This is a genomic window from Streptomyces zingiberis, assembly GCF_012034935.1.
Lineage (GTDB): Bacteria > Actinomycetota > Actinomycetes > Streptomycetales > Streptomycetaceae > Streptomyces > Streptomyces zingiberis.
Window position 1 is genome coordinate 1 of record NZ_JAATEN010000016.1, and the last position, 22,623, is coordinate 22,623.

At 74.4% G+C, this 22,623-nt stretch carries 13 protein-coding genes; 7 read left to right on the top strand and 6 right to left on the bottom strand.

All coding sequences use genetic code 11. The features are described 5' to 3' along the window. The 3 genes from HCK00_RS19080 to HCK00_RS19090 all read right to left on the bottom strand — a co-directional run. Positions 1–1,500: condensation domain-containing protein (locus HCK00_RS19080; RefSeq protein WP_240965690.1), on the bottom strand; the 1,500-nt coding region annotated here is incomplete at its 3' end. 156 nt (positions 1,501–1,656) lie between these two features. Continuing rightward, positions 1,657–3,639: an ABC transporter ATP-binding protein gene (locus tag HCK00_RS19085; protein WP_240965706.1), complete on the bottom strand. Its 1,983-nt coding sequence runs from the start codon at positions 3,637–3,639 to the stop codon at positions 1,657–1,659. Between the two features lie 834 nt (positions 3,640–4,473). Then, positions 4,474–5,463 carry a ParB/RepB/Spo0J family partition protein gene (locus tag HCK00_RS19090; RefSeq protein WP_311765387.1) on the bottom strand — a complete coding sequence of 330 codons (990 nt, stop codon included), beginning with the start codon at positions 5,461–5,463 and terminating at the stop codon, positions 4,474–4,476. Between the two features lie 765 nt (positions 5,464–6,228). On the opposite strand from HCK00_RS19090, the gene HCK00_RS19095 reads away from it, so the two are divergent. From HCK00_RS19095 to HCK00_RS19110, 4 genes are all read left to right on the top strand, one after another. Continuing rightward, a complete protein-coding gene (locus HCK00_RS19095; protein WP_168103224.1) occupies positions 6,229–9,117 on the top strand; it encodes a helix-turn-helix transcriptional regulator in 2,889 nt (962 codons plus the stop codon). A 683-nt stretch (positions 9,118–9,800) separates the two neighbouring features. Then, a complete protein-coding gene (locus HCK00_RS19100) occupies positions 9,801–10,454 on the top strand; it encodes a response regulator transcription factor (RefSeq protein WP_168103225.1) in 654 nt (217 codons plus the stop codon). Positions 10,455–10,461: 7 nt separating this feature from the next. Beyond that, positions 10,462–11,832, top strand: a complete 1,371-nt coding sequence (locus tag HCK00_RS19105) for a sensor histidine kinase (RefSeq protein ID WP_168103226.1) — start codon at positions 10,462–10,464, stop codon at positions 11,830–11,832. 205 nt (positions 11,833–12,037) lie between these two features. Then, a complete protein-coding gene (locus HCK00_RS19110; RefSeq protein ID WP_168103227.1) occupies positions 12,038–12,532 on the top strand; it encodes an Lrp/AsnC family transcriptional regulator in 495 nt (164 codons plus the stop codon). Positions 12,533–12,664: 132 nt separating this feature from the next. On the opposite strand, the gene madM is transcribed toward HCK00_RS19110, so the two are convergent. From madM to HCK00_RS28210, 3 genes are all read right to left on the bottom strand, one after another. Further along, a complete protein-coding gene (gene madM / locus HCK00_RS19115; protein WP_168103228.1) occupies positions 12,665–13,429 on the bottom strand; it encodes a malonate transporter subunit MadM in 765 nt (254 codons plus the stop codon). Position 13,430: 1 nt separating this feature from the next. Next, the gene (madL, locus tag HCK00_RS19120; RefSeq protein WP_240965691.1) at positions 13,431–13,838 is read right to left on the bottom strand and encodes a malonate transporter subunit MadL; all 408 of its coding nucleotides are present in this window, start codon (positions 13,836–13,838) and stop codon (positions 13,431–13,433) included. Positions 13,839–13,994: 156 nt separating this feature from the next. Beyond that, complete coding sequence (locus HCK00_RS28210; protein WP_168103229.1) at positions 13,995–16,907, bottom strand: AMP-binding protein; 2,913 nt, start codon at positions 16,905–16,907, stop codon at positions 13,995–13,997. A gap of 133 nt (positions 16,908–17,040) precedes the next feature. Here HCK00_RS28210 and HCK00_RS19130 point away from each other — a divergent pair, with 133 nt between their 5' ends. The 3 genes from HCK00_RS19130 to HCK00_RS19140 all read left to right on the top strand — a co-directional run bounded on the left by HCK00_RS19130 (position 17,041) and on the right by HCK00_RS19140 (position 22,621). After that, positions 17,041–17,718 (top strand): GntR family transcriptional regulator, encoded by a 678-nt coding sequence (locus tag HCK00_RS19130; RefSeq protein WP_168103230.1) that lies wholly within the window; start codon positions 17,041–17,043, stop codon positions 17,716–17,718. Positions 17,719–18,250: 532 nt separating this feature from the next. Continuing rightward, positions 18,251–20,362, top strand: coding sequence for an ABC transporter ATP-binding protein (locus tag HCK00_RS19135; RefSeq protein ID WP_311765388.1), 2,112 nt, complete (start codon positions 18,251–18,253; stop codon positions 20,360–20,362). Positions 20,363–21,031: 669 nt separating this feature from the next. After that, positions 21,032–22,621: an MFS transporter gene (locus tag HCK00_RS19140; RefSeq protein WP_206320596.1), complete on the top strand. Its 1,590-nt coding sequence runs from the start codon at positions 21,032–21,034 to the stop codon at positions 22,619–22,621. Positions 22,622–22,623: the final 2 nt, after the last annotated feature.

A 22,623-nucleotide genomic window follows, 5' to 3' on the forward strand; every position in this document is an offset into this window, starting at 1 on the left:
ACGACCGGACCGCTCACCCAACTCCCCGTACGACAACTCACCCTCGGCGCCGCTCACCGCCACCGCCTCCGGCACCGCCGCCACCCGCCCCGCGACCAGCTCCGGCACCGGCCGTACGGGGCGTTCCGACGTCGCCTCCCGGGGCGGCGCCGGGAAGGCGCTCGCGGTGGTGCCCGGCAGCCGGATCCGGCCCACCGGCGCGTTCGGATCGGCCACCGCCCGCTCCAGGAACCCCAGCAGGGAGCGGTGACGGGCGTCGGCCCAGTCCTGGTCGTACAGGGCGGAGTTGGCCTCCAGGGTGATGGCGGTTCCCTGATCGTCGGACCAGCCGCTGACCACCGCTCCCCACTCCTCGACGCGCCGGCTGGACAGATCGCGGACGATGCCCCGGGACTCGCCGAAACGGAGGTTGTCGCCGAGCGGCAGCACGTTCACGGAGGGGCCGAAGTGCCAGCGGCCGTCCCCGGGCCAGCCGAGCTCCTGCCGGATCCGCTCGCCGCGGTAGCGCTGGTGTGCCAGGAGACCGGTGGTCTCCCGCTCCGCCAGACGGGCGAGGTCCAGCAGCCCGGAGCCGGGGGCGACGGGCAGCCGGAACGGCAGCAGGTTCGCCATCGTGCACGGGGTGCGCCGGGCACCGGAGTTCATGCGCCCGGCGACGGGGATGCTGAGGACGGTCTCGGTGGCGCCGGTGAGCCGGGCGTGGAAGGCGGCCACGGCGGCGACGGCCAGCCGGGGCCAGCTCATCCTGGCGCGGCTCGCGGCGGTGCGCAGGGCCGTCACGGCGGCCGGCGGGAGATGGCCGGTGGCGCGGAGCACTCCGGCGCCCGCGCCGGGGGCGGGCCGGCCGGGCGCGGTGGCGGGCTCGGGGCGGTCGGCGAGGTGATCGTGCCAGTACCGGCGGTCCCGCGCGCACTCCTCGGACTCCCGGTAACCGGCCTCCTGCCGCCACAGCTCGCGGAGCGGTGTGTGGCCGGGGGCGCGGGGGGTCTCCGCGCGGACCGCCGCCGTGTAGTGGTCCGCGACCCGGCGGGCCATCAGGGCGCAGGCGAACCCGTCCATCAGCAGATGGTCGTACCGCTGGTACCAGATGTGGTGGTGGGGGGCGAGCCGGAACAGCGCGAAGCCGAAGAGCGCTCCGCCGACCGGGCCGGTGACCTCCCGCAGCTCGGCCCGCATCCATGCCTCGGCGGCCGCGCGGGGGTCCGGTTCGGCGGAGAGATCGGTGAACGGCAGCTCCGGCTCCGGCTGTTCCACCGCGTGCTGGGTGACCCGGCCGGCGGCGTCCTCGCGGAACCGCATGCGCAGGATCTCCGTCTCGGCGGCGGTGCGGCGGACGGCGTGGCCGAACGCGCCGGTGTCCAGGGGGCCGAGCAGTTCGACGTACTGACCGATGCGGTAGAGGCGGCGGGCGCTCTCGACGCGCTGCGCGAGCCAGATGCCCTCCTGGCTCTCGGACAAGGGCAGGGCCGAGGGCAGAGTGGAATCCTCCGGGCCGGTCATCGTTCCCCCTTCGGCGGACGGGCCGCTGCTGTTCTCCCGGCGGTCGCGCCGGTCGGTGTGGATCTCCGGCCACGGCGGCCGGTCCGGTCTCGTGGCATGCCGCGCCGTCCCGGCGGGAGCGGGCCGCCGGCCCGCGCGACGTGGGCCGGCCGGCGGTCAGTACGGCGTGTCGGGGTGGCGGTGGACGGCGGCCTCCCCGCCGGCCCCGGCCGGGGGCGGTCCCTCCAGGGCGAGGGAACCGCCGAGGACGGGCCGGCGCGGGCCGCCCGCCGGTCCCCCCTCCCCCGGGGCCGGGGGACGGGCCGGTGCGGGCGGGCCACCGCGGCGGGCGGGCCCGGGGACGGCGCCGTTGCCGTTCGGGCCGGCGAACTGTGTGTGGTACAGCTCGGCGTAGAGCCCGCCGGCGGCGAGGAGTTCGTCGTGCGTGCCGCGTTCGCGGATGCGTCCGCCGTCGACCACGAGGATCTGGCCGGCCTCACGGATGGTGGAGAGCCGGTGCGCGATCACCAGGGAGGTGCGGTCCCGCAGCACGGTCCGCAGTGCCCGCTGGACGGCGGCCTCGGACTCCGAGTCCAGATGGGCCGTGGCCTCGTCGAGGACGACCACGGAGGGCGCCTTGAGCAGCAGGCGGGCCAGGGCGAGACGCTGCTTCTCCCCGCCGGAGAGACGGTAGCCGCGGTCGCCGACGACGGTGTCCAGGCCGCTGGGCAGCGAGTCGACGAGGTCCCCGATCCGGGCGGCCCGGCAGGCGTCCAGCAGCTCCCGCTCGGTGGCGCCCGGGCAGGCGTAGGCCAGGTTGGCCCGGATGGTGTCGTGGTAGAAGTGCGCGTCCTGGGTCACCACCCCGACCATGTCGCGGAGCGAGTCGAAGGTGACGTCCCGCAGGTCGTGCCCGTCGACGCGGACGCTGCCGGCGGTGGGGTCGTAGAGCCGGGAGACCAGGTGGGTGGTCGTGCTCTTGCCGCCGCCGGACGGGCCGACGAGGGCCGTCAGCGTCCCCGGGGGCAGCCGGAAGCTCACCTCGTGCAGGACTTCCGGGCTCTCCCGCTCGCGTTCGGCCGCCGAGAGCGTGCTGGACTCCAGGGAGGCCAGGGAGACCTCGCTCGCCCGGGGGTAACGGAACGACACCCGGTCGAACTCGATCTCCGGGGCCGGTGAGCGGCCCGGTGGGGGGAGCGCCACGGCGCCGGGGCGCTCCTCGATCAGCGGTTTGAGATCCAGCACCTCGAACAACCGGTCGAAGCTGACCAGTGCGGTCAGCGCGTTGGACTGCATGCTGGAGAGCTGGGTGATGGGGCCGTAGAGCCTGCCCAGCAGGGCGGCGAGCGCGACCAGCGTGCCGATCTGGAAGACGTCACGCAGGACCAGGGCTCCGCCGACACCGTAGACGAGAGCCGTGGTGAGGGCCGCGAGCAGCGCCATGAAGATGAACGACAGCCGGCTGTAGACCGTCCACACCACCCCGACCCGGCGCACCGTGCGCGCACGGGCCTCGAAGGCGGCGGCCTCCTCGCGGGGGCGGCCGTAGAGCTTGGCGAGCATCGCGCCCCCGGCGTTGAAGCGCTCGCTGATGATCCCGCCCAGTTCCCCGTTGGCCTGCATCTGCTCCCGCGAGTAGCGCTGGAGACGCCGGCCGACGCGGATGGCCGGCAGCACGAACGCGGGCAGCAGCGCCACGGCGATCATGCTGATGAGCCAGGAGAGGTAGAACATCTCGGCGAGGACGAGCACCACGGTCAGCACGCTCGTCGCCGCGGTCAGCAGCGTGCTGAGCGCCTGCTGGGCCAGCATGACGTCGCCGTTGAGCCGGCTGGCGAGCAGGCCCGTCTGGGTGCGGGTGAAGAACGCCATCGGCTGCCGCTGGACGTGGGTGAAGGTCTCGACCCGGAGGTCGTGGCTGATGCCCTGGCCGATGCGCCCGGCGACATAGCTCTGCCCGAGCTGGGCCAGGGAGTCGACGACGGCGAGCGCGGCGACGGTCAGCGCGACGGCCGTGACGACCGCCATGTCCTCCCGGAGGATGCCGTCGTCGATGATTTTCCTCAGCAGCAGCGGCGTGGAGACGATGATGACGGAATCGACCACGGTGACCAGCAGCAGAAAGAAAAGCGCGCGACGGTGTGGTTTCACATAACGCAGAGCCCGGCGCACCGTTCCCGGCCGGATGGTCTGTTTCTGCGCGGCGGCGGAATGCGGACCTCCCACGGTGGGACCGCCAGGGCCTTGGGTGATCAACACGCGACGGAAACCTCCTGCATCGCCATTTCTCCTCGTCCGACCGCCCTGAACTGGAGTTGTCCGAAGAAACATACGGGCGAGCGACCGGCGGGAAAACCCTGCGATCGCAGCGCCCTTTTGATTCCGGCGCCCTCCACCCGCACGAGGACGATACCGCCGGGTATTACCCTCCGTCAGCTCCACTCGAGGGTGGACACCGGGGCTCCGGAATTATCGGAAGGCACCTTTGGGAACCGCAGGGAAACACGCGGCGGAAAAAGCGGCAACCGTGGGCGGAAAGGCCGCGCACGGGAGAACACCGGGCGTACCGGTGACCGGCGGGGCGTGGCCGGTCCCCACGGCCTGCGGGGCCCGTCCCCGGCCCCGCGGTGCAGGCCGGCGCATGGGTCACACCGATCCCCTCCGCCGTCCAACCGGACGTCCTGCTCACTCGGACAGCGGCCCCCGGCCCGTCAGCGGTCGCACCACCCTCCCCAGGACGCCCGCCCGTTCCGGGACGGAGCGGCCGGGCGTCCCGTGGAAGGCTGTTCGCGGTCGCGTCGCGGCCGGCCGAACGGACCGGCAGGCGGGCCGCCCGGGGAAGTCGTGGCCTCCGGCGCGGCGTGCCGCACGGGGAGCGACGCCCGGACACCGCACGCCCCCGGATGACGCGGCCCGGGGGCGTGGGGGATGCCCGGGCCGACGCCGGGGGCGCCGAACCGGAGGCCGTGGCCGGGCACTCCCCCCGGCCACGCCCTAGGCCGTTTCGGTCACCTTCCGCCGCAGCCGCGCGGCCAGCTCGGTCCACATCTCGGCGCAGTCCCCGGCGAGGCGCGCCACGATGCCACCGCAGTGGGGCGGGACGTTGTCGATCAGCTCCTCCCAGTCCTCCGTGCTGATCGTGTGGACGTTGAGCAGCCGGAGCAGGGTGCGCCCGGAGTCGCTGAACCGCAGGGCGGGGTCGGCCTTGAGCCGTTCGACCACGGCGGCGCGTTCCTGTGCGGAGGCCCGGCAGGCCACCGCCGTGGTACCGAATCCACGCCGCCGCGCCGCGGCGCTCTCGTGACGGCCACTCTGCCGCCCCTGGCGTGGCGCGGGCATCGGGTCCTCCCCGCGCATCATCCGGTTCCGCACGTCACGCACCGTTTCCGGCGAGATCGACGCGGCGCGCGCGACCTGGCGGAGCGACAGGCTCGGGTCGCTCGCGATGAGTTCGCTCGCGATCCGGCGGCCCTCGGCTCCGTTGAGCGGCCGCACCCGGCCGTCCTGCCCGATGCGGCTCACCCCACCGGCCGGGCCGCCGGGGAGCCGGCGGCGGAGATCGGCGACCGTGCCCGGGGCGATACCCGTGACGGATGCGATCATCCGGTCCGACCAGCGCGAATGGGAGGCGATGATGCGCTCCGCCGCGCGCTTGCGGTCCGCCGTCGTGAGCGGCAGGCCGTGTGCGATGTTGGACTCCACGGCCAGGACGAACGCGTCGGCCTCGTCGCCGTCGAAGAATCTCGCCGCGATCTTGCTCTGCCCCCGGAGCTCGGCGGCGCGCACCCGGTGCAGTCCGTCGATGACCCGCATCGTCGGACGGTGCACGGTGATGGGCGGCAGCGGGGCCTGCGCCACCGCCAGCGACTCCACATGCTCCGGATCGGGTCCGGAGGTGCGCGGCGAGCCGGCCGTCGAGAGCGAGCCGATCTCGACCTCGACGACCATCAGTTGATCGAGTTGCGCGTGCCCAGGTAGTGCCACCCGTATCCCCCTCGTGTTCTGATCTCACCGTCGCGCGCTCCACCGGCGCGCTGGACCAGCTCACTCATGTGCCCGGTGATCACCGGAGGATGGGAACGGGAACGTCCCGGGACGGCGCGGGCGGCCGTTGCACGCCGCAAGCCACGCCCGCTCCGATCGGATGAATTCCCCCGCGCCCGGCACTGCCTCTCCCCCGGAGTACCGCGCCCTCCTGCTGCCCCCTCATGGGCGGAAGGGCGGTCTCCCCAGGCCGAACACGGTCACCTTAACAACGCCCAAACCGGGCGGGTACCCCTCAACTCCCCGGCCGTCCGGGCCGTCCGGCACCCCTAGGAACCCCTACCGCCGCGCCCCGGCACCGCCCGCCGGAGTGCCCGGACGGCTTCGCGCCGGGGCGCACGGGAGCCGCCGGCCGGAGGGTGCGGGCCGGGGCTCCCGGACGGCCGCCAGGGCAGGCTCCGGGGACCCCGGCCCCGGCCACGAGGCCGGCCCCGGCACCGCGACGGCCCGGTGGCGGAAATTCGAAGACGGGCCCGATACATACGGAGCAACCATTCCGCACTTTCCGGCCATGATTTCCGAACGCCTGTGGTGACGGGTTTTCCGCTGTGGCAGAATCGAGCCGGGTACGGTCGGTATGACACACGGTATGACACACGGTATGACACGGCATCGCTCGACATCGTTCGACACGGTGCACGAACGCTCCGGTACCCATTCCGGTCACCCGGAAATCAGCCGCCGGAAACAGGGGGAAGTCGGCTCATGGACTTGGTGGACCGTGGCGAGGAACTGTCGCTCATGGAGGACATGCTCACGGCCGGCGCCGCGGGCCGGGGCGGGGTGCTGCTGGTCAGCGGGCCCGTCGCCGTCGGCAAGACGGCGCTGCTGCGCGCCTTCGGCGAGCGGGCGGCCGCCGCCGGAGCACTGTTGTTGCAGGCCACAGCGTCAGGCGCCGAACAGGAGCTGCCCCTTGGGGTGATGGGCCAGCTGCTCCTCCGGGCCGAACTGCGGGTGGAGGAGGCCCGCCGGGTGACGCGTCTGCTCGATCTGGTGACGGCGCGGGCGGTGTCCGCCCCGGCCGGGGTGACGGCACCCCCGGCGGTCGGGAACGCGCTCCCGCAGCTCTGCCGGCCTTTACTGGAAAAGATGCGGGAAAGACTGGTGCTGATCAGCGTCGACGATGTGCATCACGCCGATCCGCATTCTCTGGAATGCGTGCTTCACATCGCACGGCGAGCCGATTCCGGGCGGATTCTGCTCCTGCTCGGCGAGAACAGCGCATTCCCGTCCGGAAATACGCGACTGCGCGTCGAATTGCTGCGTCTGCCGCGCTGCCGGGAGATCCGGCTCGGCCCGCTGGGGCGGCACGGAGTGGCCGCTCTGATGTCCGCCTCCGGCGCCGCGGGGTGGCGGACGCGGCCGTCGGTGGCGGAGCTGCACCGGCTCGGCGGGGGCAACCCGCTGCTGACGCGGGCGCTGATCGAGGACTGCCGCTTCACGGGGGCGGCGGGCGAACCGGGCCCCGGCGGTGGTCCCGCGGGGCCGGTACCGGGCCGGGCCTTCGAGGGGGCCGTCGCCACCCTTCTCTACCGCGGCGACCGGCAGACGCGCGACGCCGCCTGGGCGCTGGCGGTGCTCGGCCCGCGGGAGGCGGGCGTCGAGCTGACGGCGGAGGTCCTGGGCCGTGGCCGGGACTCCGTGCGGCGCGGCCTCGGCGCGCTCCACGAGGCCGGACTGCTCGACGGGGCCGGGCGGTTCCGGCACGACGCCTGCCGCGCCGCCGTGCTGGCCGGGATCGAGCCGGTCCACCGCGCCGGCCTGGAGGCGAGGGCGGCCCGGGTACTCCACGAGCACGGCGCGGCGGCCACGGCGGTGGTCCCTCACCTGATCGCTGGGGAGCCCGTCGAGGATCCGTGGGCGCTGCCCACCCTGCTGGAGGCGGCCGAACGGGCCCTCGCCGGGGACGAGGTGGAGGCGGCGCTGTCCTGCCTGCGCGCCGCCCGGGACAGCTGTGCCGACGGACGGCTGGCGCTGACCATCCGGGCCGCACTGACCCGGGCCGGGTGGCGGGTCAACCCGGCCTCCGCGGCCCGGTACCTGCCGGAACTCACCGCCGCCGCGCTGGACGGCCGCCTCGGCCCCCGCGAGACCGACGAACTCGTCGGCCATCTGCTCTGGTTCGGCCGGCTGAACACGGCGCTGCGGGTGACGCGCGCCGCCGGGCGCTCCGGAGCTGACCACAGCGGTGGACCCCGGGGCGCCGGGGACCTGAGGTGCTGGCCGGCCTACGGCTATCCGGGCACGCCCGAGGGCGCCGGGACCCGAAGCGGCGGAGCCGGCGGCACCCGCCCGCGGCCGGTGGGCCCGGCCCATGGCACCCACCACCGGGCGGCGACCCTGATGAGGTCCCTGCCCCGGGGCGGCGGCGCGGACGTGGTGGCCCGCGCCGAACAGATCCTCCAGGGCACCCGGCTGTCCGACTCCACGGTCCCGGATCTGGTCACCGCCGTGAACGCGCTGATCCTCACCGACCGGCCGGACCGTGCGTCGTCCTGGTGCCAGGACCTCCTCCGGGAGGCTGCCGAGCGCCGGGCCCCGCTGTGGCGGGCGCTGCTCCTGTCGGCCTCGGCGCGGATCGACCTCCGGCTGGGCCGGCTGCCCGAGGCGGAGGAAGCGGCGGGCGCGGCGCTCGGCCTCGTCCCCCCGGAGGGGTGGGGGGTGGCCGTCGCCGCGCCCGCCGCCACCGTGGTGTACGCCCGGACCGCGATGGGCCGGCTCGACGAGGCCGCCGCCCAGCTGGCCGTCCCCGTACCGGAGGCGGCCTTCCGCACCATCGACGGCCTGCTGTATCTCCGGGCCCGTGGGCTGCACCACCTCGCCGCCGGGCGCCCGTACGCCGCGCTCGACGACTTCCGGCGCTGCGGGCGGTCCATGACCCGCTGGGACTTCGATCTCCCGGCCCTGGTCCCGTGGCGCACGGACGCGGCCCGGGCGCACCTGGCGCTGGGCGACACCGGACGGGCCCGGGCCCTCGCGGAGGAGCAGCTCGCGCTGGCCGGCGCCGGCCGGGGCGGGACACGCGGCGTGACCCTGTGCGTGCTCGCCGGGGCGCTCGGCCCCCGCCACCGGCCGCCGCTGCTGGCGGAGGCCGTCGACCTCCTGCGGGAGCGCGGGCACCGGCTGGAGCTCGCCCGGGCGGTGGAGGAACTGGCGCGCGCGCACCGCGAACTGGGCGAGCACGGCCGGGCGAGGACGCTGGCCCGCAAGGCGCAGCAACTGGCCCGGGAGTGCGGCGTCCCGGCCACGGCCCCGGCACCGTGCGCCGTGGCCGGCGCGGCGGGCGGCGCCACGCCCGGCCCGGGGCGGCATCCGCGCTCCGGGCAGACCCGGCACCGCGTCCGGCTGAGTGAGGCGGAGCTGCGGGTGGCGACGCTCGCCGCCCGGGGCCACACCAACCGGCAGATCGCCGACCGGTTGTTCATCACCGTCTCCACCGTGGAGCAGCATCTGACCCGGGCGTACCGGAAGTTGCAGGTCCGGCGCCGTGCCGAGCTGGCGGCGAAGCTCGACCCGGCCGCGCCGGCGGACCACCGGGAGAAGCACCGTGAGGAGCGCCGCGGCTCCACGCGCGACCGCTTGCACACGGTGTGACCGCGGAGGGCGGCCGTCCGGCGGGCGCACGGGCCCCGCCGGACGGCGTGGGCCCGGGGCGGGCGCCTCCGCACCCGGCCGGGGCGACGGCGCGGGCGGGCCCACCCGGGGGACGGCCGCCACGCGGGGCCACGGGACGGTCCGGAACGCTCTCATGCCGGCCGGCACCCCGGCCGCCGTGCGGGCGACGGCGCCGCGTGAGCCCCACCGCCCCCACCCTTGCCGCCGTGCCCGCCGTGCCCGGCGTTGCCGCCGTCGCAGCTCCTGCCGCCCTTGCCGCCCTTGCCACCGTTGCCGAGCACCGTTCGTTCTCTCCCTCGCCGCCGTGGCACGACCGGTTCCCCGGGCGGGAGACCCGGCCCGGTGGCCGCTGGGCTGCCGGCCGGGGCGGGGCCTGTCCGCCGCGCGTCACCGTTGTACGCGGCCCGCGGTCACACCGCGGTCCGAAATCCTGTGACCGGTGACCGGTTTCTCCGCGAGCGGTGAAGTGGGCCCGTCACGCCCCCGGCCGGCGGTACCCTGCCGCCGGGGGACGGGACGCTCTGCGGCGGCCGGGGGAACGGGCGGGCACCCGCCGGGTGCTGTGACCTCTGTGTGACGCGGCATCGGGCAGTCTGCTGCACCATGATCCGACACCGCCCGCCCCGCTCCCCGGTCCTGTCGTGCCGTGCGGGGAGTGGGCGATGAGGGTACTGGTGGTCGAGGACCACACCGAGCTGGCGCAGTCCGTGGCACGGGTGCTCCGCCGGGAGGGCATGGCGGTCGACGTCGTCCACGACGGCTCGGACGCGCTGGACCGCACCGCGGTGATCGACTACGACGTCGTGGTCCTCGACCGGGATCTGCCCGGGGTCCACGGCGACGAGGTGTGCGGTGAGCTGGCGGGCCGTCCGGCGCACTCCCGGGTCCTGATGCTCACGGCGTCGGGCACGGTCGCCGACCGCGTGGAGGGGCTCAGCCTGGGCGCGGACGACTACCTGCCCAAGCCGTTCGCCTACGCCGAGCTGGTGGCCCGGATCCGCGCGCTCGCCCGCCGCTCGCAGCCGGCCCTGCCGCCCGTCCTCGTCCACGGCGACCTGCGGCTGGACCCCGCCCAGCGGATCGCGACCCGGGCCGGGGAACGGCTGGCGCTCACCCCCAAGGAATTCGCGGTGCTGGAGTACCTCCTCGCCGCCCAGGGCCGCGCGGTGTCGGCCGAGGAACTGCTGGAGCGGGTGTGGGACGAGGCGGCCGACCCGTTCACGACCACGGTGAAGGCGACCATCAACCGGCTGCGGCCCAAGCTCGGCGATCCACCCCTGATCGAGACCGTTCCCCGGGGCGGCTACCGGATCTGAGGCGATCATGCGAAATCCCGTACGCGTCCCCCGAGCCCTCCGCGCCGCCGGCCTCCGCCGCGCCGTCCGGGTCCCCGCGCCCGTCGCCGCCACCGTCCGCCGTCTGATCCCGAAGCGGGTGCGGATGCGGCTCACCCTGCTGTACGGGGTGCTGTTCGTCGCCTCCGGTGTCGTCCTCCTGGCGATCACCTATCTGCTCGTCATGCACTCCCCCGCCAAGCTGGTGCTGGCCAAGACAGGCAGCTCCGATCCGCGGCTCACCGAAGGCGGCATCTCGCTGGGCCTCCCGGACGGGGAGTCGTTCACCGTGCTGAACGCCATCACCCGGCAGTTGCGGGAGCAGGCGCTGCGCCAGCACCAGGCCGAGATGCACCATCTGCTGGTGCAGTCGGGGATAGCCCTGGCGATCATGGCGCTGATCTCCATACTGCTCGGCTGGCTGGTCGCCGGGCGGGTGCTGCGGCCGCTGCGCACGATGACGGGAACCGTGCAGCGCATCTCGGCGCGCAATCTGCACGAGCGGCTGGCGGTCACCGGGCCCGACGACGAGCTGAAGGACCTGGCCGACACCGTCGACGGGCTCCTCGGGCGCCTGGAGACGGCACTCGACTCCCACAAGCGTTTCGTCGCCAACGCCGCGCACGAGCTGCGCACCCCGCTGACGCTGGAACACGCTCTGCTGGAGGAGGCGCTGATCGACCGGGGGGCCACCGTCGAGTCGTTCCGCGCCAACTTCGAGCGGCTGCTGGAGATCAGCCGTCAGCAGGCCCGGCTGCTGGAGTCGCTGCTCACCCTCTCCGGCAGCGAGCGGGGGCTGGACCACCGGGAACCGCTGGACCTCGCCGTTCTCTCGGAACAGGTCGTGCGCTCCTCGGGGCCGGAGGCCGCGCGCCGGGGCCTGCGGGTGGAGACGGCCACCGCGCCCGCGGCCACGGCGGGGGACTCCACGCTCGTCCAGCGCCTGGTGGCCAACCTCGTCGACAACGCCGTCGGTTACAACGTGCCGGGCGGGCTGGTGAGGGTGACCACCGGCACCGAGGGCGGGCGGTCCGTGGTGTGTGTCGTCAACTCGGGACCGGAGGTGCCTCCCGAGCAGGTGGAGCGGCTGTTCGAACCGTTCCAGCGGCTCGGCCGCACGGCGGGCGACGGCCACCACGGCCTGGGCCTGTCCATCGTGCGCGCCATCGCCACCGCCCACGACGCCACGATCACCGCGCGGGCCCGCCCCGGGGGCGGCCTCCTGGTCCGGGTCTCCTTCCCACCCCGTGCCGACCGTCCCGGCCGGCACGGCCCGCAGGCCCCGCTCCTCGCGGCGGCCGCCACCGGCAGGGGCGGGCCGGCGTTGGGTACGGCGGCCGGCGCCGGTCCCTCCCGCTGACCGCCGGGCCCGCCGCGCCCCCCGCGGGCCGCCCGGGGCCGGACCGGAGAGCGCGGAGGGCGGGCCGGGTACAGTCTGCGGGGCTCCGCCACCCACCGGAGCCCCGGGAAACAGGGAACACCTCAGAAGCCGGGACGCCGGGAGCGCCCGGAAGAACGGGAGACCCGGGAGAACCGGGAGAACCGGAGAAGGAGACGGTCCGCCCATGGCTCCGCCCAGGCCGCTGGACGCCCTCGACGCCCGCATCCTCCAGCTGCTGCTGGAGCGGCCCCGGACGAGTGTGCGGGAGTACGCGCGCGTCCTCGGTGTCGCCCGCGGGACGCTCCAGGCCCGCCTGGACCGCATGGAGCGGGACGGGCTGATCGGGGATCCGGTCCCCCGGCTGTCGTTCGGGGCGCTCGGCCATCCCGTGCTGGCCTTCGTGCACATCGAGGTGACGCAGGGACACCTCGTCGAGGTGGGTGACGCCCTGGCGGAGATCCCCGAGATCATCGAGGCGTTCTCCGTCACCGGCGGCGGTGACCTGCTGACCCGGGTGGTCGCCCGCGACAACGGCCACCTGGAGGACGTCATCCAGCGGCTGATCCGGCTCCCCGGCGTGGTGCGGACCCGGACGGACGTGGCGCTGCGTGAGCGTGTCCCCTACCGGGCCGGCCCTCTCGTGGCGTCCCTGCGCCGGGCGGCCGGGGATTCCGGCTGAACGGGCCGGTGGCCGGGCGGGGCCCCGAGGCTCCCGCCCGGCCACCGGCCGGGTCACTGCTCCGCCGGCTCACCGGGCGGCCGGATGCTCCGGGCCCGCGCGGTGCCCGGAAGGCGCCGCCCCCGGGCGACCTCACCCCCCGGTGATCGCCCGCAGCGTCACATACAGCAGTGAGGGGCCCAGCAGGCATCCGAGACCGGTGTAGAAGGTGGCCGTCATGGCGCCGTAGGGCACCAGGCGCTTGTCGGTCGCCGCGAGTCCGCCGGCCACGCCGGAGGTCGTCCCCATCAGCCCGCCGAACGCCATCGCGGACTTCGGGTTGTTCAGCCCGATCAGCGGGGCGACCAGCGGCGTCCCGACCATCACCACCACGGACTTGACCAGGCCGGCGGCGACGGACAGCGCGATCACCTCCGAACTCGCGCCCACAGCGCTCCCCGTCACGGGCCCGACGATGTAGGTGGCGGCGCCGGCGCCGATGGTCGCCAGGGAGGCCGCGTCGGTGTAGCCGAAGAGCGCGGCGATCACGGCTCCGACCACGAAGGAGACGACCACGCCCAGCAGGATGGAGAGCCCGCCGGACAGCCCGGCGCGCTTGATCTCCCGCAGGTCGACACCGTAGGCGGTGGAGACGATCGCGAAGTCCCGCAGCATCGCGCCGCCCATCAGGCCGAGGCCGGAGAGCGCGGCGAAGTCGGCCAGCCCCTTCTCACCCCCGGTCGCGATGCCGCCCCAGTAGGCCAGCGCCAGGCCGAGCATGATGGCGATGGCGGAGCCCTGCAGCCGGCCACGGGTCAGCTTCCTGGACAGCCACCCGGAGAACAGCATCATCGCGCCGACCACCAGGAAGGCCACGATCAGGCCGTTGTTCTCGAAAACGGAGACCAGCAGATCCATCTCAGGCCTCCTGCTTCTCGGCGGCCGTCATCGGCGGCAGCGGCTCGCCCGGCTCACCGATCCGGGCCAGGACGGGCACCAGGGCGAGCCCGGCGACGACCGCGCCGACCCCCGCCAGCAGCGCCATCGGCCCGCCGGTGACCGCCTTCACCACGTTCTGCGTGGCCGCCATGGCGATCACGATCGGTATGTACAGGGCGCTCCAGAACAGGACGCCCTGCTCGGAGGCCGGGGGGAACTTGCCCTTCTGGCGGAGCCAGTGGGTGACCAGCGTCAACATGATCATGGCGAAACCGACTCCGCCGACATTGGCGTCGACACCGAGGACGACGGCGAGTACCTCGCCGACCACCATGCCCACGAGCGTGCACAACGCCAGTGCTGCTACTCCGTAGAGAACCATCGTCATCTCCGCGATGAGAGACCGGGAAAGGGACCGGGGGCTGGGAACAGCCAGGGGTTGGGGGGTGGAAACCGTGGGGAAAGGGGGAGCGGGTGGGGGAAGTGGAGGACGGAGAACGGCGTCAGGGGCCCGCCGGTCCCGCCACCCGGGGACGACCGGGGATCAGGCGCCGGCGCCGGTGAACAGGCCGGCGTACCGCTCCCGGAGTTCGGCCTTCTGCACCTTGCCCATGACGTTGCGCGGCAGCGCCTCGACCAGACGGACGGCGCGGGGGTGCTTGAACCGGGCGAGGTCGCCGGCGACGAAGTCCCGCAGGTCCCGCTCGCCGGGCTCCTGTCCCGGCACGGGGACGACGACGGCGACCACCGTCTCGCCGAAGTCCGGGTGGGGGACGCCGATCACGGCGGACTCCAGCACCTGGGGATGGGCGTCGAGCAGTTCCTCGATCTCCTTCGGGTAGACGTTGTATCCACCGGTGATCACGAGGTCCTTGCCGCGGCCGACGATGCACAGATAGCCGTCCTCGTCGATCCGGCCCAGGTCGCCGGTGATGAAGAAACCGTCCTCACGGAACTCGGACGCGGTCTTCTCGGGCATCTGCCAGTAGCCGGTGAAGACGTTGGGGCCGCGGACCTCGACACTGCCCACCTCGCCGTCCGGCAGCACCTCGCCGGTCCCGGCGTCCACCACCCGGATCTCGGTGCCGGGCAGCGGGGTGCCGACCGTGCCGGGCTTGCGCGGCCCGCCGTCGTAGGGGTTGGTGGTGTTCATGCCGGTCTCGGTCATCCCGTACCGCTCCAGGATGGCGTGGCCGGTGCGGGCCTGAAAGGCCTGGTGGTCGCTCGCGAGCAGCGGGGCCGAGCCGGAGACGAACAGCCGCATCGCGGCGCAGGACTCCCGGGTGAGCCGCTCGTCCTTCAGCAGCCGGGTGTAGAAGGTGGGCACGCCCATCAGCACGGTGGCGCGCGGCAGCAGGTCGATGACCTTCCCGGGGTCGAACTTCGGCAGGTGGTGGAGGGACGCGCCCGCCACGAGGGTCATGTTGACGGCGACGAAAAGGCCGTGGACGTGGAAGATCGGCAGCGCGTGGATCAGCCGGTCCTCGGCCGTGTACCGCCAGGCCTCCAGCAGCGCCCGGCAGTTGGAGGCGAGGTTGCCGTGGGTGAGCACCGCGCCTTTGGAGCGCCCGGTGGTGCCGGAGGTGTAGAGGATCGCCGCCGGGTCCCCGGCCGAGGCCCCGAAGACCTCCTCGTGCCGGTCCTCCCCGGCCAGCAGGGTGCCGTCGCCCGAGACGCCGAGGGTCTCCACGACGAGCCCGTCCCCCGCGTGCCGCTCGTGGCCGGACCGGCGCTCCGGGGAGCAGACGAGCACGCGGGGCCGCGCGTCGGTGAGGAAGTACTCCATCTCCGCGCCGGTGTAGGCGGTGTTGAGCGGCAGGAAGACGGCGCCGATCTGCAGGGTCGCCAGATACAGCGCGATGGCCTCGGGGGACTTCTCCACCTGCATGGCGACCCGGTCGCCGGGGGTGACGCCGTCGGCGACGAGGCGGGCGGCGATCCGCTGCACGGTCCGCGCGGTCTCGGCGTAGGTGACGTTCCCCCCGTCGGGCAGTTCGAAGAGCGCCTTGTCCGGTCGGAGCGCCACCTGCTCGGTGAAGGACCGGTGGATGGTCGGGAAGGGGGCCATCGTGGGTGTTCCTCTTCTGTCTGCCGGGGTCGTGGTCGTGTCCGCCGGGGCGGAGGCGGTGGTGGAGGGAGGGGTGGAGGCGGGGGCGGGGGCGGGCGTCGTGCCCGGGGGGTGGCCCGCCGCCGGGAGGCCGGCGAAGGCGGCCCGCAGCGGCCCGCCGACGGCCACGGTGCGGTGGCGGACGAAGTCCTCGTGCCGCTGCTCCAGCTTCCCGGGCTCGTAGCGGTAGTTGACCATCGCCCCGTAGGACTGCCGCCAGGCCTCGGAAGAACCGTTCGCGGGCCAGTTGACCTGCCAGGCGGCGGCCCCGTTGCCCAGGTGGAAGCGGGCGACCGGGTCCAGCGGACGGCCGTCCGCACGCCGCTCGGCCACGATGTACCGGGCGAGCGCGGCGAGGAGCCGGGGACGGATCCGCCCGGTGTCCGCCGGCGTGAGGTCCTCCGTTCCCCCCAGGGCGTCCAGCTCGGCGGCGAGCGTCCGCGCCCCGGCGTCGCGCCCGGCCTCACGGGTGAGCCAGCGCCGGAAGCCCGGGATGGGTGAGAGCGTGGCGAACCGGGTCAGATGCGGCAGCCGCTGCCCGACGTCCTCGATGACCTGCTTGATGAGGAAGGAGCCGAAGGAGACTCCGGCCAGCCCGTCGAGGGCGTTGTTGATCGAGTAGAGGGCCGCCGTGTCCGCGTCCGCGGGGTCGAGCACCGGGCCGGGGTCCAGCAGCGGGGCGATGGTGTCCGGCAGGCCGCGCACCAGGGCGACCTCCACGAAGATCAGCGGCACGTCCCCGGTGGCCGGGTGGAAGAAGGCGTAGACGCGGCGGTCCGCCGGCCGCAGCCGGCGCCGGAGCTCGTCCGGGCCGGACATGGGGTGGACCCGCTCGCCCCGCAGCAGGTGGTCGTGGAGGTGTCGCGGCGACTCCCAGGTGACCTCCGCCATGCGGAGGAAGCCGCGGTTGAACCAGGAGGTGAGCAGATGGTGGAAGTCGTGGTCGAGGGGGGCCAGCTCCGGGGCGTCGCGCATCAGGCGGCGCAGGTCCGCGCGCATCCCCACCAGGGCGAGGGTGGCGCCGGGCGCGTGGTTCAGCCGGCGCAGCAGCTGCTGGCGCGCGGGCTCGACCGCGTCGAAGAGCCGGACCAGCGCCTCTTCCTGCCGGGCCCGCTCTCCGGCCCGCCCGGCCTCCTCCCAGCGGTGGAAGCCGGCCCGGACCTGCTCGGCGTTGACCCCGTAGGCCTCGGTGACGTGGCCGAAGAAGGCGCGTCTGCCGGCGTCGCCGAGTTCGCCGTAGGCCCCGAGGGCCTCGGCCGCGACGGCGCGCATCGAGGCCTCGCCCACGTCGCTCATCAGCGTCTCGCAGGCGAGGAGCAGCCGGTCCAGCGGGCTCTGCGCACGCTCCATCCCCGTCCTCCTCACAGCGGTGGCTTGATATGCATCAGATGGCTTGATGTATATAACGTGGCACCGTAGAGGACGGGAGTGACCAGCGCCACCCCCTGGACCGTCCCGATAACCTGGCCACTCGGAGGTGCTCATGGCTCGAGTTCCGGAAGCCCGGCGGGTGCGGGACGCATTGGAGAACGCGGTCATCGACGGCCGCTACCGCCCCGGGGAACGCCTGGACCCCGCACAGCTGGAGCGGGAGTTCGCCTGCTCCCGCACCCCGATCCGGGAGGCGTTGCAGGATCTGGAGCGCTCCGGGCTGGTGCGGATCCGCCCCAAGAAGGGCACCTACGTCACGGAGTTCAGCGTCTCCGAGCTGGCCGAGCGCTTCGAGGTCATGGCCGAGCTGGAGGGCATGGCGGCGCGGCTCTCCGCACGCCGCATCGAACGCGAGGCCCTGGAGGAGCTGGACGGTGCTCTGCGGGAGTGCGAGAAGCAGGCGCTGGCGGGCGACGCCGACGCCTACTACTACGCCAACGCCTGGTTCCACGGCGTCGTCTACAACGCCTGCGGCAACGAGTACCTGCGCCTCCAGGCCCACGGCCTGAAGCGGGTCCTGCAACCCTACCGGCGGCTCCAGCTGCGGGTGCCGGACCGTATGCGGCGTTCCCTGGACGAGCACCGCCGGATCGCCGGCGCCATCGCCGCGGGCGACGCGGAGCGGGCGGAGGACGCCGCCCGCGACCACGTGCTCGTCCAGGTGAAGGAGTTCAGCCAGCTCGTGCGGACCTGGCGGCAGCTGTCCCAGGCGGGGAACGGCGCCGGCTGAGAGGCGGGGCGGCGGGCACCGGTCACCGGTCACCGGTCACCGAAGCAGGCTTCAGCGGGCGCCGGCCGCGGCCCCGCACCTCACCGCGGCGGAGCCCGGTCCGGACGCGCCGGGCCCGCGGGCCCCGCCCCGGACCGGCGAGGGGCGCGCCGCGCCGGCGCCCCCTCCGTGCGGGCGCGCCGCGGCCCGCCACGCGAGCCCGTCTCGCTCCGGGCCCGCCCGCGGCCGGCCGGGTTCTCCCACCCGCGCGGGGTTGTCCCCCACCGACCCGCCTTCCCTCCCGGGGAATTCGACCGCGGCACGGCACCCGGACCCGAACACCCCGGCGATCCGCCGCAGTCCGTGCGGCCGGGCCCGTTACGCCCGGGGCCTCCCCGCCGTTGAACCGAGCGTCCGTTTGATTACCCGTCTCCAGCCGCCGCCCCGGGGGGCGCCCGGCTCCCCGCCGCCCACCGCCCGCTCCGGGACCTCCCGGCGCGTGGTGAGCGGCGCGGGGTGAGCACGGCCGGGGACCCGCGCGGAGGAGGACGGCGTGGAGCGATCGGTACAGGACGCGCAGCCGGAGCCGGCCGGTTCGGCCGAGCCGGAGGGAAGCCCCGGCCCCGGGGAACCGGAACCCGCGATCCCCGGGGAGGAGGCGTCCGGCAGGGAGCGGCGGAAGCGGAACGGGCGGGAGCGGGAGCGGGAGGAAGCCGACGGCGGTTCGACCTCGGCGAGTGAGCGGCTGCTGTTCGGCGGGCGGCTCGTCTACGACACCAGCTGGGCCGCGCATGAGCGGAGCCGCTACGCGCTCCCGCTCCGCACGATGGCCGCCACGCTCCCCCGGCTGATGGCGATGGCGGTGCGCATGTCCTGGCAGGCCGACCGGCGGGCCACCCTCGCGGTCGCGCTCGCGGAGACCGGACGGGGGGCCACGCAGGCGGTGGGCCTGCTCGGCATCAACGCCCTGCTGACGGTGCTGCTCGGGGGCGGCGGCCTGGAGGGCCGGCTGCGCGCCGCCCTGCCCGTCGTCCTGTTCGTCGCGGGGGCCGCCGCCGCGGGCGCGCTGTGCTCGGCGGCGTCGACCCGGTTCGCCGGCCCGCTGGAGCCCCGGGTGGAGCGGCTGGCACGGGAGATGTACCTGGAGCGGGCCTACCGGGTCGAGATGGCGGCCATGGAGGACGAGGAGTTCCACCGGCTGCTGCAGTCCGCCCAGTTCGGCGCCGACTCGGCGCGGCGGATGGTGGGGCACTGCGTGGCCGTGATCTCCGGGCTGCTGTCGCTCGTCGCGGCGGGCGGTGTGCTGGCCGTTCTCCATCCGGTCCTGCTGCCGATGCTGGTGGTGATGGTCGTGCCCAGCGCCTGGGCCTCGCTGACCGTGGCCCGCCGCCGGTACCGCTCCTTCCACCGCTGGCTCCAGCACGTCCGGGCGTCGACCATGCTCTCCATGCTGCTGACCGACACCGACGCGGCGGCGGAGGTGCGGGTGCACGGGGTGGGCCCCTTCCTCCTGGAGCACTTCCGCGGCATGTCCCTGGCCGCGGAGGAGGAGCAGACCCGGCTGGCCCGGCTGGCCGCCCGCGCGGGGCTGCTCGCCTCCGCGCTGACCGGCATGGTCGGCCTGGCCACGTACTCGCTGCTGGCCTGGCTGCTGTGGAGCGGGGCCATGGCGCTGGCGGGTGCCGGGGCGGCGGTGATGGCGATCCGCACCGGCACCGGTGCCCTCGACGGGCTGATCCGCCGGATCAACTACCTGCACGAGGAGTCCCTGCACGTGGCGGATCTGCAACGGCTGCTGAGGGAGTCCGACGACCGCCAGATCCCGGCCGGTGGCCGGCGGCTGCCGGACCGGGTGAGGGAGATCAGGCTGGAGAACGTCTCCTTCGCCTATCCCGGTTCCGAGGGCACCCCGGTGCTGCGGGACGTCAGCCTGACCGTGCCGCTGGGCCGGGTCGTCGCGCTGGTCGGCGAGAACGGTTCCGGGAAGACCACCCTGGTCAAGCTGTTGTGCGGGCTGTACGCACCCGTGCGGGGGCGGATCCTGTGGGACGGGACGGACGCGGCCGGGGCGGACCGGCAGGCGGTCTTCGGGCGGTTCGCCGTCGTCGCCCAGGACCATTTCCGCTGGCCGATGACGGCGCGCGTCAACGTCGCGATCTCCGACACCTCCGCGCCGCCCTGCGACCGGCGGCTGGCCGCGGCGGCCGAGCACGCGGGGGTGGACTTCGCCGAGGGTCTCCCGCGCGGCTGGGACACCCTGCTGTCCCGCACCTTCAAGGGCGGCCACCAGCTCTCCGGCGGCCAGTGGCAGCGGCTGGGCATCGCCCGCGCCCGGTACCGGGACGGCGAGATCCTCGTCGTGGACGAGCCCACGGCCGCCCTCGACGCCAAGGCCGAGGAGCGGGTCTTCCGCCAGATCCGCCGGCTCGCCGACGCCGGGCAGACGATCGTGCTGATCACCCACCGCATGGCCTCGGTCCGCCACGCGGACCTGATCCACGTCCTGCACGAGGGCGAACTGGTCGAGTCCGGTTCGCCCGCCGAGCTGCTGGCCCGGCCGGGAGGCCGCTTCCGCGAGCTGTACGAACTCCAGGCCGCCGCCTTCGGCCGGGGCCCCGCGGCGGCGGACGTCCCGGAGCCACGGCCCGCCGGCGGGCGCCCGTGACCGGGCGTCCGGGTGCCCGCCGGACACCGGTGGCACCGGGGGTGCCACCGGGCTTCCGCCCCGAGCCATCACCCATGCCGGGCGCACGGGCGGAGGGGGCCGGTAATTCCGGTCGCGCGGTGGCGCCGATGGGATAGCCTGTTCGGGACTTCGCGTGGCAGGTTCTCTGCCACCCCGCTCGGCGCGCTCGGCGTCGACACGCACCGCGTGCCCTGATCGGGACACGCACCGCGTGCCCTGCCCGGAAGGAGGCGAGAGACATGGACCGTGCCGAATGCGTTGCGGCCATAGTTGCCTCCGGCCGTGTGCCCTCCCTCCTCTGCGGCGCGCGGTAGTTCTTCCCCCTTCTCGTTCCCTGTCCTCGGCATCGTCCTGAGATGCCGCGTCACGGGATGCCCTGGCCCGTGCGGTTCGCCGCCGCGCGGGCCGCGGGGGCGCGCGCCCGAAGACGGGCCCTTCTTTCGCCGGTCACCGTGGTCTCGGCACGCTCCGTTCCACGGCCGGTGAGAGCACCGGCGTGAGTGACACGCGACTGGTGCGGCAAGCCCCGGGTGCTGTGCGCGGTTCCCGCTGCCCCACCGCCGTGCCGTGCCCTCGTGCTGCGTACACCGGCCCGTCACCACCGCGACCGTCCCGGCAGCACTTCGACACGAAACGTACGTGATCGCCATGAGCAGGAAACATCCCGGAGGGGAATCCCTCCCGTCCGCCCCTTCCACGGCCCCCGGCCCTTCGGTGGCCGCCGGCCGTCCCCCGGACCGCGAGGTTCCCACCGCGCCCCCGGCCCCGACACCGGCACCGGCCCCGGCACCGGACCCGGATCCGCAGCGCTGGTGGGCACTGGCCGTCATCGCCCTCGCCCAGCTGATGGTGATCCTCGACGGCACCGTCGTGAACATCGCGCTGCCCTCCGCCCAGCGCGATCTCGGCATGTCGGACGGGGACCGGCAGTGGGTGATCACCGCCTACACCCTGGCCTTCGGCGGGCTGCTGCTGCTCGGCGGCCGCGTCGCCGATCTGGTGGGCCGCAAACGCTCCTTCGTCATCGGCCTGGCCGGGTTCGCCGCGGCCTCCGCACTGGGCGGCGCGGCGGCCGGTCCCGGGATGCTGTTCACGGCGCGGGCCCTGCAAGGCGCGTTCGCCGCGATCCTGGCGCCCTCGGCCCTGTCACTGCTGACCACGACGTTCACCGACCCCAAGGAGCGGGCCAGGGCGTTCGGGGTGTACGGCGCGCTGGCCGGCGCCGGCAGCGCGGCCGGGCTGATCGTGGGCGGTCTGCTGACCGAGTATCTGACCTGGCGCTGGTCCTTGTACGTCAACGTGCCCATCACGCTGGCCGCCCTGCTCGGAGCGGTCGCCTTCCTGCGCGACCGCTCCGGCCGCCGGGGCGGGCACCTGGACGTGCCGGGCGCGCTGCTGGGCTGCGGCGGGCTCGTCGCCCTCGTGTACGGCTTCAGCGAGGCCGAACCTCGCGGCTGGTCCAGCCCCGCGGTGCTCACGCCGCTCGCGGCCGGCGTGATCCTGCTCGCGGCCTTCGTGCGGTGGCAGAGCCGCGCGGCGAGCCCGCTGCTGCCGCTGCGCATCGTCAAGGACCGTGTCCGAGCCGGATCGCTCGCGACGATGGGCCTGGCCACCATCGGCATGTTCGGCGTCTTCCTGTTCCTGACGTACTACCTCCAGGTCGTCCTCGGCTACCCGCCGGTGCGGACGGGCCTGGCCTTCCTGCCGATTTCGGCCGGTATCGTCATCGGGGCGACCCAGATCGCGGCCCGCCTCCTGCCCCGTACGGCGCCACGCATCGTGATGTCGTCCGGCATGGTGCTGGCCGCCGCCGGCATGGTGCTGCTCAGCAGCCTGACCGTGCATGCGCGGTATGTCCCGCACGTACTGCCCGCCCTGCTGCTGCTCGGTCTGGGCATGGGCCTGACCTTCATGCCGGTCTACGCGACAGCCACGGCCGGCGTGCCCGCGCAGGACGCCGGTGTGGCCTCCGCCGTCCTCAACACCGTTCAGCAGATGGGCGCCTCGCTGGGCACCGTACTGCTCAACACCATCGCCACCGGCGCCACCGGCGTTTACGTCCACTCGCACCTGCGCGATCCGGCCGACGGAGGCGTGACCCTCGACGAAGGCATCGTGCACGGCTTCTCCGTCGCCTACCGGTGGTCGGCGGGCGTCCTGCTGCTCGCCGCCCTGGTCGCGGGCCTCACCGTGCGGCAGAAGACACCGGCCCACGCCGGACAGGACGCTCCGGCCTAGCG

What these genes read in the sequence shown, in the direction of transcription:
- HCK00_RS19130 (WP_168103230.1), top strand. Translation starts at nt 17,041, where the DNA reads ATGGCTCGAGTTCCGGAAGCCCGGCGGGTGCGGGACGCATTGGAGAAC.
- madL (WP_240965691.1), bottom strand. Translation starts at nt 13,838, where the DNA reads ATGACGATGGTTCTCTACGGAGTAGCAGCACTGGCGTTGTGCACGCTC.
- HCK00_RS19140 (WP_206320596.1), top strand. Translation starts at nt 21,032, where the DNA reads ATGAGCAGGAAACATCCCGGAGGGGAATCCCTCCCGTCCGCCCCTTCC.
- HCK00_RS19105 (WP_168103226.1), top strand. Translation starts at nt 10,462, where the DNA reads ATGCGAAATCCCGTACGCGTCCCCCGAGCCCTCCGCGCCGCCGGCCTC.
- madM (WP_168103228.1), bottom strand. Translation starts at nt 13,429, where the DNA reads ATGGATCTGCTGGTCTCCGTTTTCGAGAACAACGGCCTGATCGTGGCC.
- HCK00_RS19100 (WP_168103225.1), top strand. Translation starts at nt 9,801, where the DNA reads ATGAGGGTACTGGTGGTCGAGGACCACACCGAGCTGGCGCAGTCCGTG.
- HCK00_RS19110 (WP_168103227.1), top strand. Translation starts at nt 12,038, where the DNA reads ATGGCTCCGCCCAGGCCGCTGGACGCCCTCGACGCCCGCATCCTCCAG.
- HCK00_RS19095 (WP_168103224.1), top strand. Translation starts at nt 6,229, where the DNA reads ATGGACTTGGTGGACCGTGGCGAGGAACTGTCGCTCATGGAGGACATG.
- HCK00_RS28210 (WP_168103229.1), bottom strand. Translation starts at nt 16,907, where the DNA reads ATGGAGCGTGCGCAGAGCCCGCTGGACCGGCTGCTCCTCGCCTGCGAG.